Origin of the sequence: Paenibacillus swuensis (assembly GCF_001644605.1) — a bacterium.
Taxonomy (GTDB): Bacteria; Bacillota; Bacilli; order Paenibacillales; family DY6; genus Paenibacillus_N; species Paenibacillus_N swuensis.
In genome coordinates this window covers 3,221,563-3,241,450 of record NZ_CP011388.1, presented here as the reverse complement: position 1 = coordinate 3,241,450, position 19,888 = coordinate 3,221,563, and the positions used below count along the sequence as shown (strand labels likewise).

Sequence of the window (19,888 nt, the reverse complement as noted above, 5' to 3'; positions counted from 1 at the left end):
AGTTGTTTTAACCTTTCACAGCGCCGTCCGTCGCGCCCGAGATGAAATATTTTTGCAGCCAGATGAAGATGAGTAATGTAGGTATGGTGGTGAGAATGGAAGCGGCGCTGATTAATTTCAGGTTGGCTCCGTCGAAATTCTGCGATAATTGCGCGAGTCCGATGGACAGGGTGTACCGTTCGCTGTCGGTCGTGTTGAGCAGCGGCCACAGATAATCGCCCCATGTGCCCATGAATGTGAAGATTGCCAATGTAACCAGCGTCGGCTTCACTAGCGGCAGCGCAACCATATACCACACCTGGAAACGGTTGGCGCCGTCCAAATAAGCCGATTCCTCCAGTTCCTTCGGCACCCGCAAGTAGGCTTGTCGCATTAAATAGATGCCGAAGGCGGTGGACACTTGCAACAAGAGAAGTCCGATATGTGTATTGCGCAGGCCGAGCGCGTCCGCCAATTGATACAACGGGGCCATATAAAGCTGAAAGGGCACCATCATCGTGGAGATGATGATCGCCAGCACAATGCTCCGTCCCCGAAAATCCATTCGCGCCAGCGGGTAAGCGGCCAGATTGGACAGCAGCAGGTTCAGCGGTATCGCGAGGCATGTGACGATCGTCGTGTTCAAGAAATATCTCGAGAAATTCGCTTTATCGAACGCTTCGACGAAATTCGCCAGCGTGGGATGCCGCGGTAAGGTGGAATCGTAAATACCTTCGCCCGGCGACTTCAGGGCGATAAAGAGCGTCGACAGAAACGGACCGACGGTAATGAACGTGATAAAGATAAGCAAAGCATATAGCATCAGCTGTTGTTTTAATCTGGTTGTCTTCATACGTGCACGTCCTCCTTACATTCTCAAGTCGTCTTCGCGCTTGCTCGTCAGTTTCATCTGCAGCAGCGATGCCGCAACCGAGAGCAATAGCAGGACAAGTCCCGCAGCGGAAGCAATGCTGACATCGATATTCCTAAAGTGATCATAGATGTACATGACCAACGTCGTCGTCGCGCCGGACGGGCCTCCGCCTGTCGTCAACGCAATTTCCTCAAACACTTTCATGCCGGCGATGATGGTCATGACCGAAACCAGTGTAATGGAAGGCACTAGCATCGGCACCGTTATGATCCGGAATTTCTGTAACGCGCTGGCCCCGTCGATGCTGGCCGATTCATAGATGTCGCCGGGTATGGATTGAAGACTGGCGAGATAAATGACCATATAATACCCTAGTCCTTTCCAAACCGTAATAGCGGCTACGGCGGCCAAGGCGGTCGACGATTGGACAAGCAAGTTCGTCGGCGCTTCATACACCCCCAGAAACACCAGGAGCTGAGACACGGCACCGTTCTGGGAGTAGAGCATTTTCCACATTAGGGCGGCTACAACCATCGGCGTCACGACCGGTAAATAGTACAGCACCCGGAACGCCGACTCTCCCCGCAGCTTCTGGTTCACTAGGACTGCTAAAATCATTGGTAAAAAGATATTCAGAGGCAGCACCAGAAGGAGAAAGACAATGGTATGCGTAAGCGCCGCCCAGAACGATGAATCCTGGAATATCTCTTTAAAATTCGCGAAGCCGACGAACTCCCCTTCATTCGCAATGATTTTATAGTCCAAGAAGCTCCATTCAAACGCTTTGAGAATCGGAAAGATGAGGAACAGGCTTAATATGACGATGGATGGAAGCAGGAACAGCCAAGGCGTCGCTTGCTTCATGCTCCACTTCCGCTTCTGAGCGCCGAGGGCTCGGCCTACGGCGGCGGCTGGCTTCTTGTTCATGGAAAAACCTCCTATAATGGCAGAGACTAGCCCTTTGTGCTGTTTCGGCAACAAAGGCTAGTCTCTATTCATTCCTTAGAATGTTACCTTCTCACCTGTTTTTTCAAAAGCTTTGTTCCACTCGGAAGCCAGTTTTTTCAGCGCTTCTTCAGGCGTTGTCTTCCCTTGTAAGTTCTCGACGAAAATATTTTTCGTAGCGGCGCGCAGATCCGCGCTGTTCTCCGTTGGCGGAATCAGCACCTTCGCCCGCAGAAGCGATTTGGACGCTTCCAGCATTCCAAGAGCTTTCGGGGAATCGCCTGGGTTTTTGAAGTAGTCATCCTTCAGCGATTCGGTCGTGGATGGCAGCACCGTGCCGGCCGTTTTTGCGAATTCCAATTGATTCTTGGCGTTGGAGACGAACTCCGCCAGTGCGACCGCGGCTTCTTTGTTCTGTGTTTTGCTAGGAATTGCGAAGTTCATCACCGCTACGTTAACCGGAGCGTCCGCCGCCGTTAGCGGTTGACCCGCCTTGGAAGTCTTGAACACTTCCGGGGCTCCCGATTCAACAGGTCCGAGGAACGTCACGCCGCCTTCAAGGAATGACAGGTTGCCGGACATGTACAACTGCTGCCCGCTCTTGATCGAACCTTCAGCCGCTTCCTGCGGAATGAATCCTTCCTTATACATCTGCTGTGTCACCTTGAAGAACTCCAGAATGTCCGCGTTGGCTTCGAACGTCACTTTGCCGTCCTTCACGATTGGCTCGCCCTTCGCCAGGGTCACCATCTTCTCCATGATCGTGTTGCCGTCGTTAACGACCGGATAATACGAAGGCTTACCCGTCGCTTGTGACACTTTCTTCGCCGTTTCGTAAATGCCGGTTATATTCGTAGGGATTTCTGTTACGCCGGCTTTGGTGAAATGATCACCGTTATACCAGGAAACGGTAGTCGTCAAGTACCATGGTAGCGCATACAATTTTCCGTCGTACATGCCGGATTGGTATGGACCTTCCACGAAGGAAGTTTTCGCTTCTTCACTGATTTCGTTCGTCAGATCGAGCAAGCCGCCTTGCGCAGCAATGTTGGACATGTAATGAGGGTTCAAATTCACCACATCGGGCACGTTGGTTCCGGTCAGCGAGATCAACACTTTCTGCTCCATCTCGTTCTGCGGCACATCTTCAATCACGACGTCCACCTCAGGATGCATCTTCTCGAATTCGCTTTCAACATTCTTGAAATATGTATCGAATGGTTCCCCGGCCAAGGAAGCTGTCCACAAAGTGACCTTGCCGTTCAGCGCGTCTTTCTCCGCTTGCGAGTTCGCGGATGGTTCATTCGTCGAGCCGCTGTTCGACGCATTATTGTTGCCTTTACCTTCGTTGTTTCCATTGCCGCATGCCGTTAAACCGATAGCCAATACCGCCGCAAGCGAACCCGCCGCCAGCTTCGTAAACCGTTTGTTCATTGATTATCCCCCTAAAAAATGAATGATGGCGTTTCTGTTTTAAGTATATAAGCCTTCTCCTCAGGAATCAATACATTTCTAAAATAATTTTACTAAAATTTTATTTTTAGAAAATTATTTTCATAATAAGCCGAATTTCATGTTGTACATCAGCCGTTCTGCAAACCAAAAACAAAAAAAAGAGGCTGCCACAAGTAATTTAACCTTGACGAACAGCCTCTTCGTTTATTCGATCATGTCATTATTTCCAGTATTCCTGGATAAAGGTATCCCGGCCCGATTGCTTTCGGTCCTCTTTATAGTATGCCGGATCCTTTTTGTGAAAATCCTGCTGATAATCTTCCGCTTGATAAAAGACTGTCGCTTCAACGATCTCGGTCACGATCGGATCCATGAAGCGTCCACTGTTCTCGATAGCTTGCCTGGATTCCTCCGCGGCTTCCTTTTGACGTTCGTTGTGATAAAAGATGGCCGTTCGGTACTGGCTCCCCCGGTCCTGAAACTGCCCGCCCGCATCCGTAGGATCAATTTGTTGCCAGTATAGCTTCAAGAGTCGCTCATAAGGGAATACATCCGGATTATATGTAATTTGCACAACTTCCGCATGACCGGTTTCACCGCTCTTCACTTGTTCATAGCTGGGATTAGCCGTATGACCGCCCATATAACCCGATATGATACCGTGAATGCCGGGTTGCTCCTCGAAAGGCGTAACCATGCACCAGAAACATCCGCCGGCAAAGGTCGCCAACTCCCGCTTCGTAGATTGCTGTTCCATGTTATGTGTAGTCATAAGCTCCGCTCCTTGTGTCATTTATAGCATATACCTATGAGCATACCATGACGGGCGGGGGAGACGCCAATCGGAAGAAGACAAAAAACCTGATTCGAAGAATCAGGTTAAGGTTCGAGCTGCGGTTCACTTCATCTTCTGAAGAAGCTCGATTCGATAAGCTTCGCTTTCCAGGGAAGCAATCTCCTCATACTCTTCTTGTGTCAATACCTTGGGCTCACGGATGGCTTTGGCAATCAGGTAAATCTTCGCGCTCTCCTCCACGACCTCTGTACGATAATAGGCCTCTCGGAGATTTCGGCCTGTCGTGACTAGACCGTGGTTGCCAAGCAGGATGGAGCTCGCTTCATTCACCTTGTCCCTCAGAGCATCCGCAAGTTTATCGGTTGTAGGCAAAACATAAGGTATATAAACCGTTTTCCCCACTAAAGCCGCTTGATCCGGGAACATGATGGGCAGCTCCCGCTCCACAAGTGTAAAGGCGATACAGTAGGGAGGATGGGTGTGTACGATGGCGTGGATATCCGGATTCACACGATATGCGTAGAGATGCATAAGCACCTCGGACGATGGACGCAGTCCGTTATCGGTGATGTGGCCGGTCTCAATGTTCACCTCCACCCATTGCTCCGGGCTAACTTCGTCCAAGGCAAAGCCGCTGGGCGAAAGGTACATATGCCCGTTAAACCTGGCGCTTATATTGCCCCCAGGGCCGACTACCAGTTTGTTGTGGACTGTTTTTTGCGCGTATTTGCATAACTCTTCCCTGATTTCAGCCGTATTCACTGAAGATTCACTCCTTCGCCCGTGTTATTTATACAAAGGTCCGTAATTGTGACATGCCCGATAATCCGCGCTTTCCGGGTTCGCCGTGCCGAACAAGCCCCAAGCCCTTGGACGGAAAATATCGGTTTCCGGTACATTATGCATGTTCACCGGTATCCTCAGAATGGAGGCCAATGTGATCAAATCCGCACCGATATGTCCATAGGAGATGGAACCGTGATTCGCTCCCCATTGATCCATCACTTCATAAACGCTGCGGAAAGCCCCTGCTCCAGTGAGAATCGGCGCAAACCAGGTAGTCGGCCACGTTGAGTCCGTGCGTAAATCCAGCACGTTATGTACCTCCTCCGGCAGGTCCACAGAATACCCTTCCGCAATTTGCAATACCGGTCCGATGCCCTTCACCAGATTAATCCGGGACATCGTCATCGGCATGCCGCCGCGTGTCAGGAAGTCCGACGAATACCCTCCCCCCCGGAAATATTCTACGGATGCGGGTCTCCAAGAAGTGGCGTCCAGACATTTCTGGGCCTCGTCCTGTGTAATATCCCAGAACGGCTTCATAGCCGGCTTTCCGTCCTTCTGTTGTTCCCCTGTGCCGTCCAATGTCGCGGGACCGGAATTAATCAAATGCAGGAGTCCGTTTTCCGCGGCGCCTGTTAAGGTATGCCCTGTCACCCGTTTCACACTGTCAGGACTCCAATACGTCCGCACATCCGCGAAAATCTGCGCGGTGTTGGTAAGCAGGTAACCAAACAACATGGCCGCGCCGTTCAGGCTGTCGTTCTCCGTTGCCACGATGTGGGGTGCGCGAATCCCATTCCAATCAAACGAGGAATTCAACATCGCTTCCATAAAATCTCCGTTCGGAAAGTGATCCGTCCATTGACGCTGCCCCTGAAAACCGGAAACAATCGCATGATGCCCTTGCGCTTCCTCCTCATAGCCTAGCTCTGCCAACTTGGGGTTGCCGATCATAAGATCACGGGCGATTATCGTCATCTTGACCACGGTTTCCCAGTCCTGATCTTTCCGTTCCCGCGAAGTTTGAATTTCCTCCGGATTATTGTCAGGGCCTTCCGCACAATTTTCTTTCACCCACGCAAGCGCTTTCTCAAATTCGCCAGGGTCATATATGGTTTCGTCCATCCGACGAACGAACTCGGTCATATCCACATATTCCGTACGCATGCCAAGGTATTCCTGAAAGAAAGAATCGTTCACGATCGATCCGGCAATTCCCATGGATACAGAACCCATCGACAGATAAGCTTTCCCCCGCATGTAAGCCGCAGCTAATCCCGCACGGGCAAACCCGAGCAGCTTACCTTGTACATCTTGAGGGATGGTCGGGTCGCCCGAATCCATCACATCTTCACCGTAAATCCCGAAGGCAGGCAGCCCCTTCTGAGCATAGCCGGAAAGCACCGCAGCCAAATATACAGCTCCCGGCCGTTCCGTCCCGTTAAACCCCCACACCGCTTTAGGTATGGCAGGATCCATATCCATCGTTTCCGTACCATAACACCAGCAAGGCGTAACTGTGATCGAAACCCCTACACCCGATTTGGCAAAAAGATCAGCACAGGCCGCAGCCTCCGCAACCCCGCCGATACAGCTTTCGGCAATAACGCATTCGACCGGTTCCCCATTCGGATATCTGAGGTGTTCGGAAATCAGAGCAGCCGTAGATTGGGCCATCAGCATCGTTTGTTCTTCCAGAGACTCCCTGACCCCTTTGCGCCGCCCGTCGATCGTCGGTCTGATACCGATTTTAGGAAATCCGCTTTGAAATCGAAACTGCTGTGAATCTGTCATATGATACCCTCCTGTATAATTAATGTTATCGATAACCTTAAATTATCAAGGATAAGGGTTGCTGTCAATACGTTATTTTTGTAGAATAAAGTCAATATGCTAGAGCAAGGAGCTTGAATTATGGTCACCATCTACGATATTGCGGCAAAGGCGAATGTCTCAGCAATGACTGTTTCCAGAGTTATCAATAACACCGGCAAAATCAGTGAAAAGACACGCGCTAAAGTAAAGAAGGTCATGGAAGAGCTTCATTATGTCCCGAATCAGAACGCCCGCAGTTTGGTATTGCAACAAACACGGATTCTCTTTCTGCTGATTACGGATATTACGAATCCGTTCTATACCACCGTATCGCGAGGGGCCGAGGACGCCGCCAAGCGTTACGGCTACCGTCTTCTTTTCGGCAACAGCGATGAAAGCTTGGAGAAAGAAGCGGACTACATCACGACCATCCTAACCACGCGGGTGGACGGCGTGTTAATGGCGCCCGCGGGCGACCCTTCCATCCCCCATCTGGAATCACTGCTTAAACATCAAGTGCCGTTTGTTCTGCTGGACCGCGAGGTTCCCGGCATCGAGTGCGATATTGTCCTGGGCGACAGCAAGGAAGGTTCGCGCCGACTCGTCGGGCACCTTATTGACCAAGGCCACCGGCAAATCGCCATGGTGAACGGATCTTCTTCCATATCGAGCGCGCGGCACCGGTTAGAGGGCTTTAAGGAAGCCATGAAGCTGAATGATTTGAATTATGATTCTGCTTATATTCATGAAAGCAGTTTCGGTCCGCTGAAAGACTTGTCCAAGATGAATAACTGGCTTGATCAGCTCAATCCCTTCCCCACGGCCATTCTTGCCGGTAATAATGTGCTTGCATATGAAATCATTCGTCTGTTGAGATACAGGGGAATGCGGATTCCTGAGGATATCTCCGTAATCGGATTTGATGATTTCGGTCCTTACGCGGATTTAGATCCTTTCATAACGGTGGCGGCTCAGCAAGCCTACCAATTTGGGTATATGGGGATTCAAATGCTTGTGGAGCGAATCCAGCAAGAAGATAAGAGCGGGCCGTGGAAGAAAATTGTCTTGCCTGCGGAGTTAATCATCCGCAGATCGGTTCGAGCGCTGGATTGACATATTAAAGACCAACATCCGAATGGGAATGTTGGTCTTTACATTTGCGCCAATAACGTTACCAATACCCATTCAATTCCACTTTCTGTCCTAGACGAGCGCTTTCCACAGCGCCAATCACCATCGCCATGCTCTTAATATTGTCTCGGCAATCGGTCTCCGCGGAACGGCCTTCTGTGATCGAGGCGAACATTTCATCCAAACAACCGGCATGGCCTCCTTGTCCCGACCACTCCGCAGAGTTGGATATACGATGATGCGGCAGCATAAACTCTCCTTCGTGAGTACCGGGGCTAACCACTTCAGCGTAGGGCTCCGTCTCGCCATCCCAGATGGCCGTCCCCAGTTCGCCAATAATTCGCCAGTTCCCTTGCCATGAAGTCGCCGCCCCTTCCGCGCACCATGACCCGCGGTAAGTAAACACGGACCCGTCGGACATTTCATAAATACAGACAGCCGAGGCAGCGCCCGCATACCAGGAACCCGGCGGATTGAATTCATGACAATATACGGATACAGGATCGCTGCCTGTGATAAACCTCGCCTGATCGAAGGTATGTATAGCCATATCCAGCAGCAACGGACTGTTCATCGCATCCCGAAACCCGCCGAAATGCGCACCGAGGAAGAAGTCCGCGTTTACCATCCCGAGTCTTCCCAGTACTCCTTTTCCTTCGTTGACGAGTTCTCTGCAAGCTCGAATATTCTTGTCGTACCGGCGATTCTGCATGATAGCTAAGCTGCGGTCTGCTTCTGCGGCTTTTCCGATCAGAGCCCTTGCCTGCTCCATCGTTTCGGCCATGGGCTTTTCGCCGAACACATGACATCCGCTTGCAAGCGCCGTTGTCGCAACGCCGTAATGGCTTTCCGGAATGGTCACATCGAAGACAACCGTGGCTCCGGTCACCGTAACAGCCTCTTGGACATCCGTGAATACAGGGCAAGTCAGATTTCTGCGGATTGCGAACGCTTCTGCAAACTCCGCTTTGATATCAACTAATCCTACAATCTCCGTATCGTGACGTGATAAGGCATAATCAACCCATGCATTGGCCATGTTTCCGCAGCCTACAACAACGATTCTATGGTTCCTCATTATTCGCATTCCCCTTCAAGTCTTATTCGGTCGGATTCGGCACGTAGGCTCCGCCCCGGCAACTTTTTAAATAATTCAAACCATGCACTTGGCCAGTCATTTCCAGATCATCGCGATAAACCGGGTCATGCCAGCCTTCAATATCAATGGAGCCTTGATATCCGCCCATACGAAGGATGGAAATGATGTCCGTCCAGTTGGTATCGCCAAAACCCGGTGTTCGATGCCACACGTATGGCTTTAATCCATGTACTCCGCTTTCCCGGATCACGTCCCATGCAATCGTTGCATCCTTGCCGTGCACGTTGAAGATGCGGTCCACCCATTTACGCAGTTGAGGAATCGGTTCAATCAAGCTAACCATCTGATGACAAGGTTCCCACTGTAAACCGATGTGTTCCGAAGGCACCGCGTCAAACATCAGCTCCCAAGCGGCAGGATTATGGGCAATATTCCAGTCTCCACGCTCCCAGGTACCGCCCATGGAGCAATTTTCAAACGCCAATTTAATGCCTCGGTCCTCCGCGCGTTTAGCCAGTTCCCCGAATACTTCTTTGAATTTAGGTATGGATTCATCCAGCGTACAATCCGTTAATCTGCCTGTGAAACCGGATACAATTGGAGCACCGAATAAATGAGCATGGTCGATTAAACGCTCCCAACTGGCTAATGTATCGGCATTATCACCCGCACCTGTTAATGGATTTCCAAAGACGCCAAGCGTGGAAATGCGAACATCTTGTTCTTGCAAGATCTCCTGGGTTTGCTGAGCTACTTCTTTCAGGTTTGTCGAACCCGTCGTTTGCCAGAAGGTTAGTCCGAATGATTCAAAGCCATGTGGAATGAGTTGCGGAATAACCTTAATCGCCGAGCCCCCATGAACTAAAGTGCCGATCCTGATTTCTTTATTCTCCATTGTGAACACTCCTATATTGGGTTATGATCATTGCAATATGACCATTATAACTTGGAGAACCCCTCTTTTCTCTATCTAATCTTGTGCTATTTCACTCCCATCTTGTGCAAGGAGGTCAAGGTCGTGACATATCCTTTGGAGCTTCGCGAATCGACTCATTTAATTCATGATGATTATCCGGTCAACTTGTTTCGAAACCGATGTCAGACCTGTTCTGAGCATGAACCCATTCTGGGACTCCATTGGCATGAACACTTCGAGATCATTCAGATGGTTACCGGACAAGCGGTGTTTCACATTGAAAGCAAACCCTACCTGGTTGCCCCCGGGGATTGCCTGTTCGTCCCGTCCGGCGGACTTCATGTCGGATATCAGGTGGGATCTGAGCCTGTTGAGTACATCGCAATCGTGTTTAACAAGAAATTGCTCAACATAGACACCAAAGACTCTGCTCATCATCAGTATGTTCGGCCCTATCTCGAAGGATTAATCCAATTTCCTGTTGCTTATCCAGATAAGGACCCAGATAACGAAGTACTTTCGCTTCTAGTGAATCAGACTGTTCGGGAACTGGAACTTAAGGACCGCGCTTATGAACTTGCTGTAAAACATAATTTGTACTCCCTGTTTATCCAGTTATCACGGCGATTCTCCCCCTTTTCCTCCGAACCGCAAGGCACGAACCCTAACCGGAGGTTGGAGCGGTTCAAACCGTTATTTCTCTTTGTGGATGAGCATCCGACAGGCAAGATTTCTGTGGAAGAAGCCGCCGGCTACGTGAACCTGAACCCCTATCATTTCTGCAAAATGTTCAAAAAAATTACCGGGCGAACCTTCGTGGAATACATGAACCTTCAACGCGTCAGCAGGGCGGAACAACTACTAAGGGAAACGGATTACACGATTACTGAAATTGCCGAGTTGATCGGTTGCGGCAATCCCAACTACTTTACGAAGTTGTTTAAACAGTATCGGGGCGTTGCGCCTTCCCGAATCCGTTAATCCCCGTAATTAAAAACAACCCAAGGGTGCTGGCTCCCTTGGGTTTTTAAATATGACTTAGCTTATAATTTTGAGGGCGATCGCTTTCAGATCGAAGATATCAATCACGCCGTCTTTATTGACATCACCCTTCTGTACAGCTGCCCAGTTCGGACTCGTTGTGTTCTTGCCATAATTTAATGTAACGAACAACAAGTCATACAGATTGACGGTGCCGTCCGGCACACCGTTCACCGGACCGCTTACATCCTCGGTAGCACGCGGTGTTTCCGTCGTAACAGGAGTTACCGTTACATTCGCAACCGCTTTAATATCCGTGCCGTAAACAGATCCGTTGACCGTGAAGTTTCCCGCACTTGCGTAACGGGCCGGTTCAACCGTATCCCAGTAAACCTGTACAGTTACGCTGGAGTCGTCACTGTAAACAGCCGAGACAACGGAAGGCAGTATTGGCGCTTTCCCAGCCGGTGTGCTTACCGCAACAGGTTGAATACTTGTAATCGTCGGTGCTTTTGGGGCATCCGCAAACGTGATATTACCATACCACTGTGTAGAAGCATGTGAATTGAACCTTTGGTTGCTCCACATCGTTGCATTATCCCGGATCCCGTCGTCATTGCTGTCATCACTCGCGCCTGCGTCGAAACCGATCACCGTTCCTATAGATCCGGTAATGGTCGTCAGCGGAAGTGTCGCTTCAATGATATAGCCGCCCTCCACAATTCGGGCTGCGGATGTAAAGCTGCTGGCTGTTATTTTTTTACCGCCGGATCCGCCTGTTCTTAAATTTTCATAGTTGACTCGATAATGACCGTCGTCCGGTTGATACGTTTTCGATTTGGCGTTGTTCTCATCCATGAAGAACTCCATGGAATCATGTTCCCATAGGTTGGCGCCTTTAACACTTAGATTTGCATCTTTTACTTCAGCCAGTACATATAAATTCTTTTCATCCCATAATAAACGCATTGTAGCCTCAGGTGCTTCCTTCGTTACATCGCTGATCTTGAGTGCCTTAAAGCTTTCGGTCTTTGACCATATCGGATCAATTACACCGTCCAAGGTAGGCGTACCCTTCGTTGCCTTAGCTTCTAAGGATTGATCTGGCGTTGGTTCCTTGAATATAATTGAATCATCCACCAATGGAGTAGTGTTGTTCCATGCGGTTTCATATGCTCCAATGTCAACTCTTGAATGCGACCCTGCGCCCGTATAAGGGCGTACCTGGCCTTCAATATCTTTAGATGGCGCTAAAGTACGGGTACCGTTGTCAATAGCAGGTGAATCCGCTTGCAGATGAAAATCATAGTTTCCTTCTTCCAGGGATACGAACTTCGGATCCAGGACTCTGTCATTTTGCCCTAAGAACCGGGCATTTCCGCCAAAGTAAATATTATTTGCAAATAGATTATTAAATCCGCTGTCTAAATTCGCGTTCTCGCCGGGTCTGGCATATGAGATATTATTCAGGAAAAAAGAGTTATCACTTGATTGAGCATCCATATTCGGATAGGTCAGATATGGACTCCGGCTGTTGTTATAAATCGTGTTATTAATTACCGAAACATTATTGCTCCGGTACACATGAATGCCGCCGCCGCCGTTATCATAAACGATATTGTTCACAGCTAGCTTTTTGCCTTTGTAGTCATCGTCCACATCAAAAATAATACCGTTACCGTCGGAATAACCTTTCGTTTTCTCCCATTTCACTTTCGTTTCATTGTCATAAATCAGGTTGTTGCTAACGATAATTTTGTAGTCGGTCGTGTTATTATCCGTATCAAAATTATTCATCATGCTTATACCGCTGGTTGCATACATGGTGTACCAACTGTTGCTGTTGCTAATATTATTGTCAAGCACTACATAGTCGCCGTTCCCGCCGATTCCCCCGCCTGCCATATGATGAACATGTGAGTTTTTAACGGTAATATGATGACCAACAAGGCTAATTCCGTTCGTATTGGTCAATGCATAGTTATTCCAGTCCGAGCCGCCCGCTACTTTGCTTGCATAGTTAGCTTCCCCTTGCGCCAAGGTTAGGTTCCGATTATTACCCTCAATCTCAATGCCGTCTATGATGATGTAATTGGCACTGATTTGCACCATATCCCACACCCCGGACACATTGGGTGGCAGCAACAGTTTAGGCTTCTGATTAGGATCATAGGCTTTATACGTGATATAGTGGGAGATTCCGGTTTTCGCGTCACGCGCTCCTGAGCGGGTAATATTCACAAAATCGTTCACATTCGCTGCCGGAGAATAGGTGCCGGGCATAATGAGTACCGTATCTCCCGGATTCGTGACACTAGCCGCTTTACTAATGGTTTTGAACGCTTTTCCTGTAGACAATCCGTCGTTTGTGTCAAGACCGGCTGGGCTTACATAATAATTGACAGGAGCGCCGATATACGCTTGCTCTACGTAAATTGCGCCAGGATTCGGGTTAATTACAGGGGCAGTACCCGGCGTGTTGGAACCCGATAATGTGATGTCATCCACTAGAATCTTGGTTTCCTGGTGCGGGCCTCCTGTAACCTCCATGAAGAATCCTTTTAATCCTCCAGAATATACATCATCCTGCAGAGGTTCACTGTTTACCAGCTTTATACCATTTAGATACATATCGTAACTCTTGGTGTCCACGTGGAACACAAGCTTGACTTTATAAGCGGTACCTGCGCTCCAGCTCGCTCTTTCAGCTAAGGCTCCGCCAGCTTTGTTATCTGACCGGGCATAAATCTTCCCGTCCATACTGAATACAAAGATCGGACTTTCCATGGATGCTGCGGCATTAATCAGCTTGAATATATAGTTTGCCTTATCGTCCTTCAGTACGAAGCTTGATTCCAGCGTATAGCTTGCCATCGGTACTGGAGCGTTCCAACTGGAATGGAAAGGGAAACCGATGATACCCTGTTTAGCTTGCGGCGTTGTAATTTCTGCCCCACGGGAGCCTGCGTTATCTGCGACCTTCACGATGCTGCCCGAGGTGCTTTTCAGCGCCGTTCCGCTGATCAGCGGCGAATTTAACACTTCACCGGTTGCGGTACCGGCAATAACGGGATCCGCATCCGAGGATTCAAAGGTGGTGTTTCTAAAGGTTTGATCCCCTACGGCAAGTAATTGTTCGGATACAATCTCAAACCGATCAATCACAGGGGTGGAGTTGGTACCGATGCGTTCAATTTTCAAGGTATTTACACCTGCATTTAAGGATATACCCGTAAGCTCCTCATACTTCCAAATGTTCCATCCACCCGAAGCAATGCCCTTGGCGTCCTGAATGCGGGCACCATTCACGGTTACGGCAAAGGGTCTGGGACCGCTCAGCAAGGAGTATCTCACTTTCAATGTGTATTTTCCTGTTTCAGGAACAACCACGTTATTGTAAAGCAAGTAGCCGTTTTTCGGAGTCGCGACACTTACATACCCCGTTCCGGAAAACCCAGGTGCCGTGCCGGTATTGGCTGCGATGGTTGCATCCAGATGAGCTGCTCCTGCGCCATTCTCAGCCTCAAAAATTGTGGCGTACGAAGTGACTTCCAGAACATCAATCTCCGGACCGTCAGCGTTCTCAGAAATCACTTGGAGCTTGTTAATGCCTTGGTTTAACATGACAACCGCATTCAACGTGCTCCACACTGGAGCAGCATCCCCTCCTGTAGGCTCCCCTTGGAAGGTGGCGTACTTCTGACCGTTCACAATCAAACTAACCGGTTTAGTACTTTGCGATACATTACTGTACTTGATATTGACCACATAGTTGCCTGCGAAATCAGCCTGTATATTGTTCCAAGTCACACTGGCGCCATTCGCCTTGTCTCCGAGATCAACATACCCGTTACCCGAAAAACTCCCCGATGTCTTTACTGTAGCATCCAACAGTGTACCCGCTTCTGCTTCATAGATGGTTCCGCCAGCGGCATAAGCTTTGGAAACCGGTACCACAGGTGCTATAAAAGCGCTTACTACTAAAGAAAATACCATGAGCCATAATCCAAACTTCTTCAAAATATAATCATCCTCTCTTATTGTACTGAAATATCATCGATTGCTACCCAACCGCCGGATGTCTGAGGCGCGCTAATCCACACTTTAATGGATTGTTGCGCATTCGCACTCACCGTAAACGTTACTTTTTTGTAACCGCCGGATGCCACAGTCTGCTGGCCCTTATTGACACCTGCCACATCTGCGCCCAAGGTGACGTTGCTGGCAATATTGGTATTGATATAAGCAGTAACGGTATAAGTCTTGGTTGTAGGTGCCGTTACGGTTTGAGACAGTTTAGTTGCAGCAGTTGTGCTGAAGTTGGCCTTGTATGTTCCAGAATATGAACCTGTATTTTGAACCGTAATACCTGCGCTGTTGGAGTCCTTGGTCCACGAATTCAGATTGGTCCATTCAAAACTTGGATTGCCGATTAAATTCTGATTCTCATAAGCTCCGCGATCAGGTGCTGCTCCTCTCGGACGCGGGTTGTAGTTGAAATCCCAGGTTGGCGCCAATTGGGTTGTCCCTGTATCAATCGCCCTTGATCCGATCAGAGTACTGAAATCTCCCGTTGCGGCATTTCCAAACAGAGGGTCTCCCCAGATGTCATTCGCTCCGCTGACTGCCGGATTTCCGTTATGGTAGATGTTATAGTTGACATTCACATTGGAGTTTTGATAATCCTGGCTAATTTTCTTGCCGGTTCTAGCAACCATAATGTTGTTGTAGATGTTTACATTATTGCTGAATAACGCGAATATTTCACCATAATCCAGCTGTGCGGAATTGTTGTAAGCCGTGTTATTGATAATATCCACATTCTCGCTCTTATACGAATGAATCCCTGAGCCTCCATTTAAATAAGAAACATTATTTGTTACTAACGTCTTGCCTGTGTAGGCCGGAGCTTTCAAGGTAGTGTCAATAATAATCCCGTTCCCGTCCGAATAATCCTGAGTTTTTTCCCATTTCACCAAAGTTTTGTTGTTATACACCCGATTGTTTCGAACGATATTCTTATAACTTGTTGTATTGGTATCTGTATTTCTAGGTGTAAGAATGGAAATACCGCTTGTCGCATACAGGTTATACCATGAAGTGTTGTACACCTTGTTATCTTCGATTGTAATGTAATCCGCATCCGTTGTTGAAATACCGCCCCCTGGAACATCATGAACAATATTGTTCTTAATGATCACGTGATGAGGGTAGACGGTGCTTCCCGCTTCTGGTTTGATGAATATGCCGTTCGCCTGTGTTTTGCGGACATAACTCCAGTTAATGGTTCCCGCAGGCTTATTTTGAACAAAATGGTTATATCTCGCTTCCCCGTCGCTTAATGTAAGGTTGGCATTGTCTCCTTCAATTTCGAAGCCTTCCACACGAATGTATGAAGCGCTTACAACAATGTGGTTCCAAGCATCCGTCACTTTAAGCTTTGGAGAATGACCCGGATAAGCCAGGTAACTGATATAGCCGTTCGGATCCGAAGAACCGGAGCGCTTCACTGCGAAAACAGACTGATCATCAATTTCATTATAAGTTCCATTCATCACATAAACGGTGTCTCCAGGATTGGTTAAATTCGCGGCATATTGAATGGTTTTGAAAGGTTGACCTGTCGAGGTGCCGTAATCGCTCCGGTCCTGACCTGTTGATGCGCTTACATAATACGTTTTGGCAGCAGCATGTGCTGGATTGACAGAGGTAAAGGTGAACATGGAGAAAGCGATTACGAAAGATAATATTAAACAAATGTACCTAATTTGCACCCTTTGCTGAATATGTAATTTCAAGATGATTCCTCCTCAAGGTTTAATGAAACACTGACCGAACCGTCACCTCCCGGAATATGGAATGGCCAAACATCACATCAGTTACCCCTCCTTCAGTAACCATCCTACCTGATTCCAATACTTTCCTGCATTAAGAGTTAATTGATTTGTCGTTCTGCCTTGGTATATCTGCTTTTTTTACCTCATTTAATCAAAAAAGTCTTAACGGGGAAAGTCTGTATTGGACGTAAGTTGAACACAAAAACTGCTCCCCGAATCCATCTCGGAAAGCAGTTTCCACTAAAATCTTTATCGTTTGCCTGCTCCTAAAATGGAGATGACAGCTAGATACAAGCTGTACACTAACCGCTTTACATTCGGAGCAGGCATGAGATGGCGCGCGTAAGCTGCATTTTGGGCCATGATTGCATCATGCACAATGCCATTGATCGTTGTCGCCATGAAGGCGATGACCTCTTCCAGCGGTACTGCCGGCGAAAATTTCTTGGCTGCAACTTGTTCCTGCAAAAAACAGCTGAAGGCGGTATGCAGATAACCAAGCGTCGAAGCCCGCAGAAGCTGACTGCTTACTTTCTCAAACCGTTCCGGCTCATTAGCATAGAAAGCCATCAGCTCGTGAATGATCTTGCCGCTGCCGCTAACCGAAGTTTCAATGTAAGCTCCAACATAGGTCAGAAAAACATGAAGGACCTGCATAGGGTCTTTGTTTTCCGCAAAAATGGCGTCGATTTCGTCTTTCACCTCGGATGTAAGGGAGTTCTGACCGAGCAGAGCGGCGAACAGTACATCAATATTCGAAAAATATTTATACACCCCTCCTTGGCTCATGCCCGCCTCCAGTACGACGTCCCTCATCGTCACGTGGTAGATCGGCTTTTTCAGAGCAACCCGCTTGGCTGCCTCCAAAATTTCCTGTTTCTTATTCTCATAATGTTCTTCTTTAACTTTAGGCATGTCACTTCCCCTTTTTTTGGTAAGCTTCAATGCAGTCTATGACAGCCTGTGCAGAGGCTTCTGCGCCACGTTCGGAACGGATTCGGCTTCCCAGAACCTGGGCTTTGGCTTTGACCTCATTGATCTGTGTATACTTCATGGCTTGTGTCAAATTCTCGGTCGTCAGTTGCTTGCGAGGAATCGCTTTCGGACCAACGCCGAGCTCGTGCACCCGCTGTCCCCAAGCAAATTGATCGTTTGTAAAGGGGATGATCAGGCTGGGAACGCCGGAGCGAAGCCCCTCTGCCGTCGTGCCCGCACCACCGTGATGGACAACCGCAGCCATGCGGGGAAACAGCCAGTCATGGGGAGCTCCGTCAATAAACAGGATATCCTTGTCCAGCTCATCCGGACGCTCCATTCCGCCCCAGCCCTTGGCGATGATGCCGCGCTGGCCGTTGCGCTTCAGCGCTTCGATTACGATGGCTGTCGTCTCCGAAGCCTGAGCTTGTCCGGAAATACTGCCGAACCCGACGTATATCGGAGGTTTGCCGGCGTTTAGAAAGTCTTGAAGCTCCTGCGGCGGACTGTAACTCTTGTCCGGCTCCAGGAACCAGTACCCGTCACAATGAATATGCTCAGACCAATCATCCGGCCGAGGGAACACAGACGGGCTCAGCGAGATCAAGGTTGGATGCGTTGCCGTGCGCTGTCTCGGGAACGGACTGGAGAACGGCCGGGGAGCCGTTCCGAATTGTTCTTTCCAGAATTGTTTCACATGATCGCCGGAAATCATCCAGAACCCCATTTCAAAAATCCGATGCGTCAGTTTATTATATAATTTCCCGAAACTTGGGCGGTTATAGAACAACAGATTCGGATAAGCGCTGGTTGGCGTCATCGGGAACGGCGTGGCCAGAATGCTTGGTATGTGCCGTTCCTGTGCTGCGAAATAACCTAATGTGGCACCCGGGTGATAAACAACCGCATCTGCTCCCAGACATGCCTGGTACATATCCTGTTGCATGTCGAGAAATAACCGTTTGAATTCGTCTTTCTTCAGGCTTTTGTAGAATTTAAGCGGATTATCGGCCTTCCCTGCGTCTTGGGCCAATTCGCTCTGAGCAATCTTGGTTATATCTCCTCGAATCGGTGCATACTCCAGCCCATAGTGTTTCACGAAATCCCGGAAAGACTCGGATGCTGCAATCCGCACACGATGGCCTCTCTTTTGCAATGCCAATCCTAAGGCAATGTAAGGCTGCGTGTCACCGCGGGTGCCTGTTGTAAGCATTGTGATTAACATGATAAGTTCCCCTTAAAATCAGATTCTTCTTCGCTGATCAGCCTATCCTAAAAAAACAAAAAAAGACATCGTTGTCGTTTTTGAGTGTAGCACTGTAAATCCAGGCTTGTCAAATTAAAACGACATTAATGTCTTTTTTTGAAAAAGTATTCAGAATGAACTTGCAACCAGGCAAAATTTCCATGCAAAAAACCGCCAACTCGGCGGCAATTGACTGTCGATATCGGTGAATTTATTCTACCGCTTCACTTTATAAAACTCATGGTACAATTTCATCAATGCCCTCTTCTCGATCCGCGATACATAACTGCGGCTGATTCCCAGCTCCTTCGCGATCTCCCGTTGCGTCCGCTCTTCCCCGCCGAGTTCCAGACCGAACCGGCCGACAACCACTTCTTTCTCACGGTCATCCAGTATATCCAGGTTTTTATAAATTTTACTTTTTTCAATTTTCAGCTGAACCTTCTCAATGACATCATCGGCTTCCGAACCCAGGATGTCGATCAAAGTAATTTCATTCCCCTCTTTGTCCGTTCCGATCGGATCATGCAAGGAGACGTCTTTGCGGGTTTTCTTCAGGGAACGCAAATGCATAAGGATTTCATTCTCAATACATCTGGCGGCAAATGTGGCTAGCTTCGTCCCTTTGTCCGGCTGAAAGCTCTCAATGGCTTTAATCAGTCCGATCGTGCCGATGGAAATTAAATCCTCCAGATCTTCTCCCGTGTTGTCAAATTTCTTGACAATATGTGCGACCAATCTCAAGTTATGTTCCACCAGCATGTTTCGGGAAATCGCATTCCCTTGGGCCATCTGGCGCAGATGCTTCATTTCATCTTCTTCGGACAACGGCTGTGGAAACGCATTGTTCTTGACATACGAGACGAGCAGGGTTAACTGCTTGATCATGATAGCAATGGCTGTGAACAATCCAGGCATGTAGGTGAGCACCCCCGTGAAGTTTGACCGTGGAACCAATTGTTTTCCAGGGACGATACATTCTATGTGGGCGTGTGCCTACTCGTGCATGTACGGGGCAAAAAGAAATAAGACCGCACAAGGCGGTCTTATCAG

At 48.7% G+C, this 19,888-nt stretch carries 15 protein-coding genes; 2 read left to right on the top strand and 13 right to left on the bottom strand.

The genetic code is table 11. From position 1 onward, the window contains the following. Positions 1 to 7: 7 nt before the first annotated feature. The 6 genes from SY83_RS14240 to SY83_RS14215 form a co-directional block, all read right to left on the bottom strand. Positions 8 to 832, bottom strand: a complete 825-nt coding sequence (locus SY83_RS14240) for a carbohydrate ABC transporter permease (protein ID WP_068607582.1) — start codon at positions 830 to 832, stop codon at positions 8 to 10. A gap of 15 nt (positions 833 to 847) precedes the next feature. Beyond that, on the bottom strand, positions 848 to 1,780 hold the full coding sequence (locus SY83_RS14235; RefSeq protein ID WP_082882541.1) for a carbohydrate ABC transporter permease: 933 nt from the start codon (positions 1,778 to 1,780) through the stop codon (positions 848 to 850). Positions 1,781 to 1,855: 75 nt separating this feature from the next. After that, positions 1,856 to 3,232, bottom strand: coding sequence for an ABC transporter substrate-binding protein (locus SY83_RS14230; protein WP_068607580.1), 1,377 nt, complete (start codon positions 3,230 to 3,232; stop codon positions 1,856 to 1,858). 241 nt (positions 3,233 to 3,473) lie between these two features. After that, complete coding sequence (msrA, locus tag SY83_RS14225) at positions 3,474 to 4,025, bottom strand: peptide-methionine (S)-S-oxide reductase MsrA (RefSeq protein ID WP_068607578.1); 552 nt, start codon at positions 4,023 to 4,025, stop codon at positions 3,474 to 3,476. 126 nt (positions 4,026 to 4,151) lie between these two features. Continuing rightward, entirely contained in the window at positions 4,152 to 4,811 is a 660-nt protein-coding gene (locus SY83_RS14220) for a class II aldolase/adducin family protein (protein WP_068607576.1), read from the bottom strand. Positions 4,812 to 4,835: 24 nt separating this feature from the next. Next, a complete protein-coding gene (locus SY83_RS14215) occupies positions 4,836 to 6,629 on the bottom strand; it encodes an L-fucose isomerase (protein WP_068607574.1) in 1,794 nt (597 codons plus the stop codon). A 120-nt stretch (positions 6,630 to 6,749) separates the two neighbouring features. Here SY83_RS14215 and SY83_RS14210 point away from each other — a divergent pair, with 120 nt between their 5' ends. After that, positions 6,750 to 7,763: a LacI family DNA-binding transcriptional regulator gene (locus SY83_RS14210; RefSeq protein ID WP_068607571.1), complete on the top strand. Its 1,014-nt coding sequence runs from the start codon at positions 6,750 to 6,752 to the stop codon at positions 7,761 to 7,763. A 58-nt stretch (positions 7,764 to 7,821) separates the two neighbouring features. On the opposite strand, the gene SY83_RS14205 is transcribed toward SY83_RS14210, so the two are convergent. Both SY83_RS14205 and SY83_RS14200 read right to left on the bottom strand, forming a co-directional pair. After that, a complete protein-coding gene (locus SY83_RS14205; protein ID WP_068607570.1) occupies positions 7,822 to 8,859 on the bottom strand; it encodes a Gfo/Idh/MocA family protein in 1,038 nt (345 codons plus the stop codon). Between the two features lie 22 nt (positions 8,860 to 8,881). Continuing rightward, positions 8,882 to 9,775 (bottom strand): sugar phosphate isomerase/epimerase family protein, encoded by an 894-nt coding sequence (locus SY83_RS14200; RefSeq protein WP_068607567.1) that lies wholly within the window; start codon positions 9,773 to 9,775, stop codon positions 8,882 to 8,884. 123 nt (positions 9,776 to 9,898) lie between these two features. Here SY83_RS14200 and SY83_RS14195 point away from each other — a divergent pair, with 123 nt between their 5' ends. Beyond that, on the top strand, positions 9,899 to 10,777 hold the full coding sequence (locus tag SY83_RS14195) for a helix-turn-helix transcriptional regulator (RefSeq protein ID WP_068607565.1): 879 nt from the start codon (positions 9,899 to 9,901) through the stop codon (positions 10,775 to 10,777). 57 nt (positions 10,778 to 10,834) lie between these two features. Here the strand turns inward: SY83_RS14195 and SY83_RS14190 are convergent, their stop codons facing one another. From SY83_RS14190 to sigK, 5 genes are all read right to left on the bottom strand, one after another. Beyond that, positions 10,835 to 14,797 (bottom strand): sugar-binding protein, encoded by a 3,963-nt coding sequence (locus tag SY83_RS14190; protein WP_231891256.1) that lies wholly within the window; start codon positions 14,795 to 14,797, stop codon positions 10,835 to 10,837. A gap of 17 nt (positions 14,798 to 14,814) precedes the next feature. Further along, on the bottom strand, positions 14,815 to 16,575 hold the full coding sequence (locus tag SY83_RS14185) for a right-handed parallel beta-helix repeat-containing protein (RefSeq protein ID WP_068607563.1): 1,761 nt from the start codon (positions 16,573 to 16,575) through the stop codon (positions 14,815 to 14,817). A 288-nt stretch (positions 16,576 to 16,863) separates the two neighbouring features. Beyond that, positions 16,864 to 17,529, bottom strand: coding sequence for a TetR/AcrR family transcriptional regulator (locus SY83_RS14180; protein WP_068607561.1), 666 nt, complete (start codon positions 17,527 to 17,529; stop codon positions 16,864 to 16,866). A 1-nt stretch (position 17,530) separates the two neighbouring features. After that, entirely contained in the window at positions 17,531 to 18,814 is a 1,284-nt protein-coding gene (locus SY83_RS14175; protein ID WP_068607559.1) for a glycosyltransferase, read from the bottom strand. A 237-nt stretch (positions 18,815 to 19,051) separates the two neighbouring features. After that, the gene (sigK, locus tag SY83_RS14170) at positions 19,052 to 19,753 is read right to left on the bottom strand and encodes an RNA polymerase sporulation sigma factor SigK (protein ID WP_068607558.1); all 702 of its coding nucleotides are present in this window, start codon (positions 19,751 to 19,753) and stop codon (positions 19,052 to 19,054) included. Positions 19,754 to 19,888: the final 135 nt, after the last annotated feature.

Coding starts and splice junctions, on each gene's coding strand:
- SY83_RS14210 (WP_068607571.1), top strand. CDS start 6,750: ATGGTCACCATCTACGATATTGCGGCAAAGGCGAATGTCTCAGCAATG.
- msrA (WP_068607578.1), bottom strand. CDS start 4,025: ATGACTACACATAACATGGAACAGCAATCTACGAAGCGGGAGTTGGCG.
- SY83_RS14180 (WP_068607561.1), bottom strand. CDS start 17,529: ATGCCTAAAGTTAAAGAAGAACATTATGAGAATAAGAAACAGGAAATT.
- SY83_RS14230 (WP_068607580.1), bottom strand. CDS start 3,232: ATGAACAAACGGTTTACGAAGCTGGCGGCGGGTTCGCTTGCGGCGGTA.
- SY83_RS14175 (WP_068607559.1), bottom strand. CDS start 18,814: ATGTTAATCACAATGCTTACAACAGGCACCCGCGGTGACACGCAGCCT.
- SY83_RS14235 (WP_082882541.1), bottom strand. CDS start 1,780: ATGAACAAGAAGCCAGCCGCCGCCGTAGGCCGAGCCCTCGGCGCTCAG.
- SY83_RS14215 (WP_068607574.1), bottom strand. CDS start 6,629: ATGACAGATTCACAGCAGTTTCGATTTCAAAGCGGATTTCCTAAAATC.
- SY83_RS14200 (WP_068607567.1), bottom strand. CDS start 9,775: ATGGAGAATAAAGAAATCAGGATCGGCACTTTAGTTCATGGGGGCTCG.
- sigK (WP_068607558.1), bottom strand. CDS start 19,753: ATGCCTGGATTGTTCACAGCCATTGCTATCATGATCAAGCAGTTAACC.
- SY83_RS14205 (WP_068607570.1), bottom strand. CDS start 8,859: ATGAGGAACCATAGAATCGTTGTTGTAGGCTGCGGAAACATGGCCAAT.
- SY83_RS14240 (WP_068607582.1), bottom strand. CDS start 832: ATGAAGACAACCAGATTAAAACAACAGCTGATGCTATATGCTTTGCTT.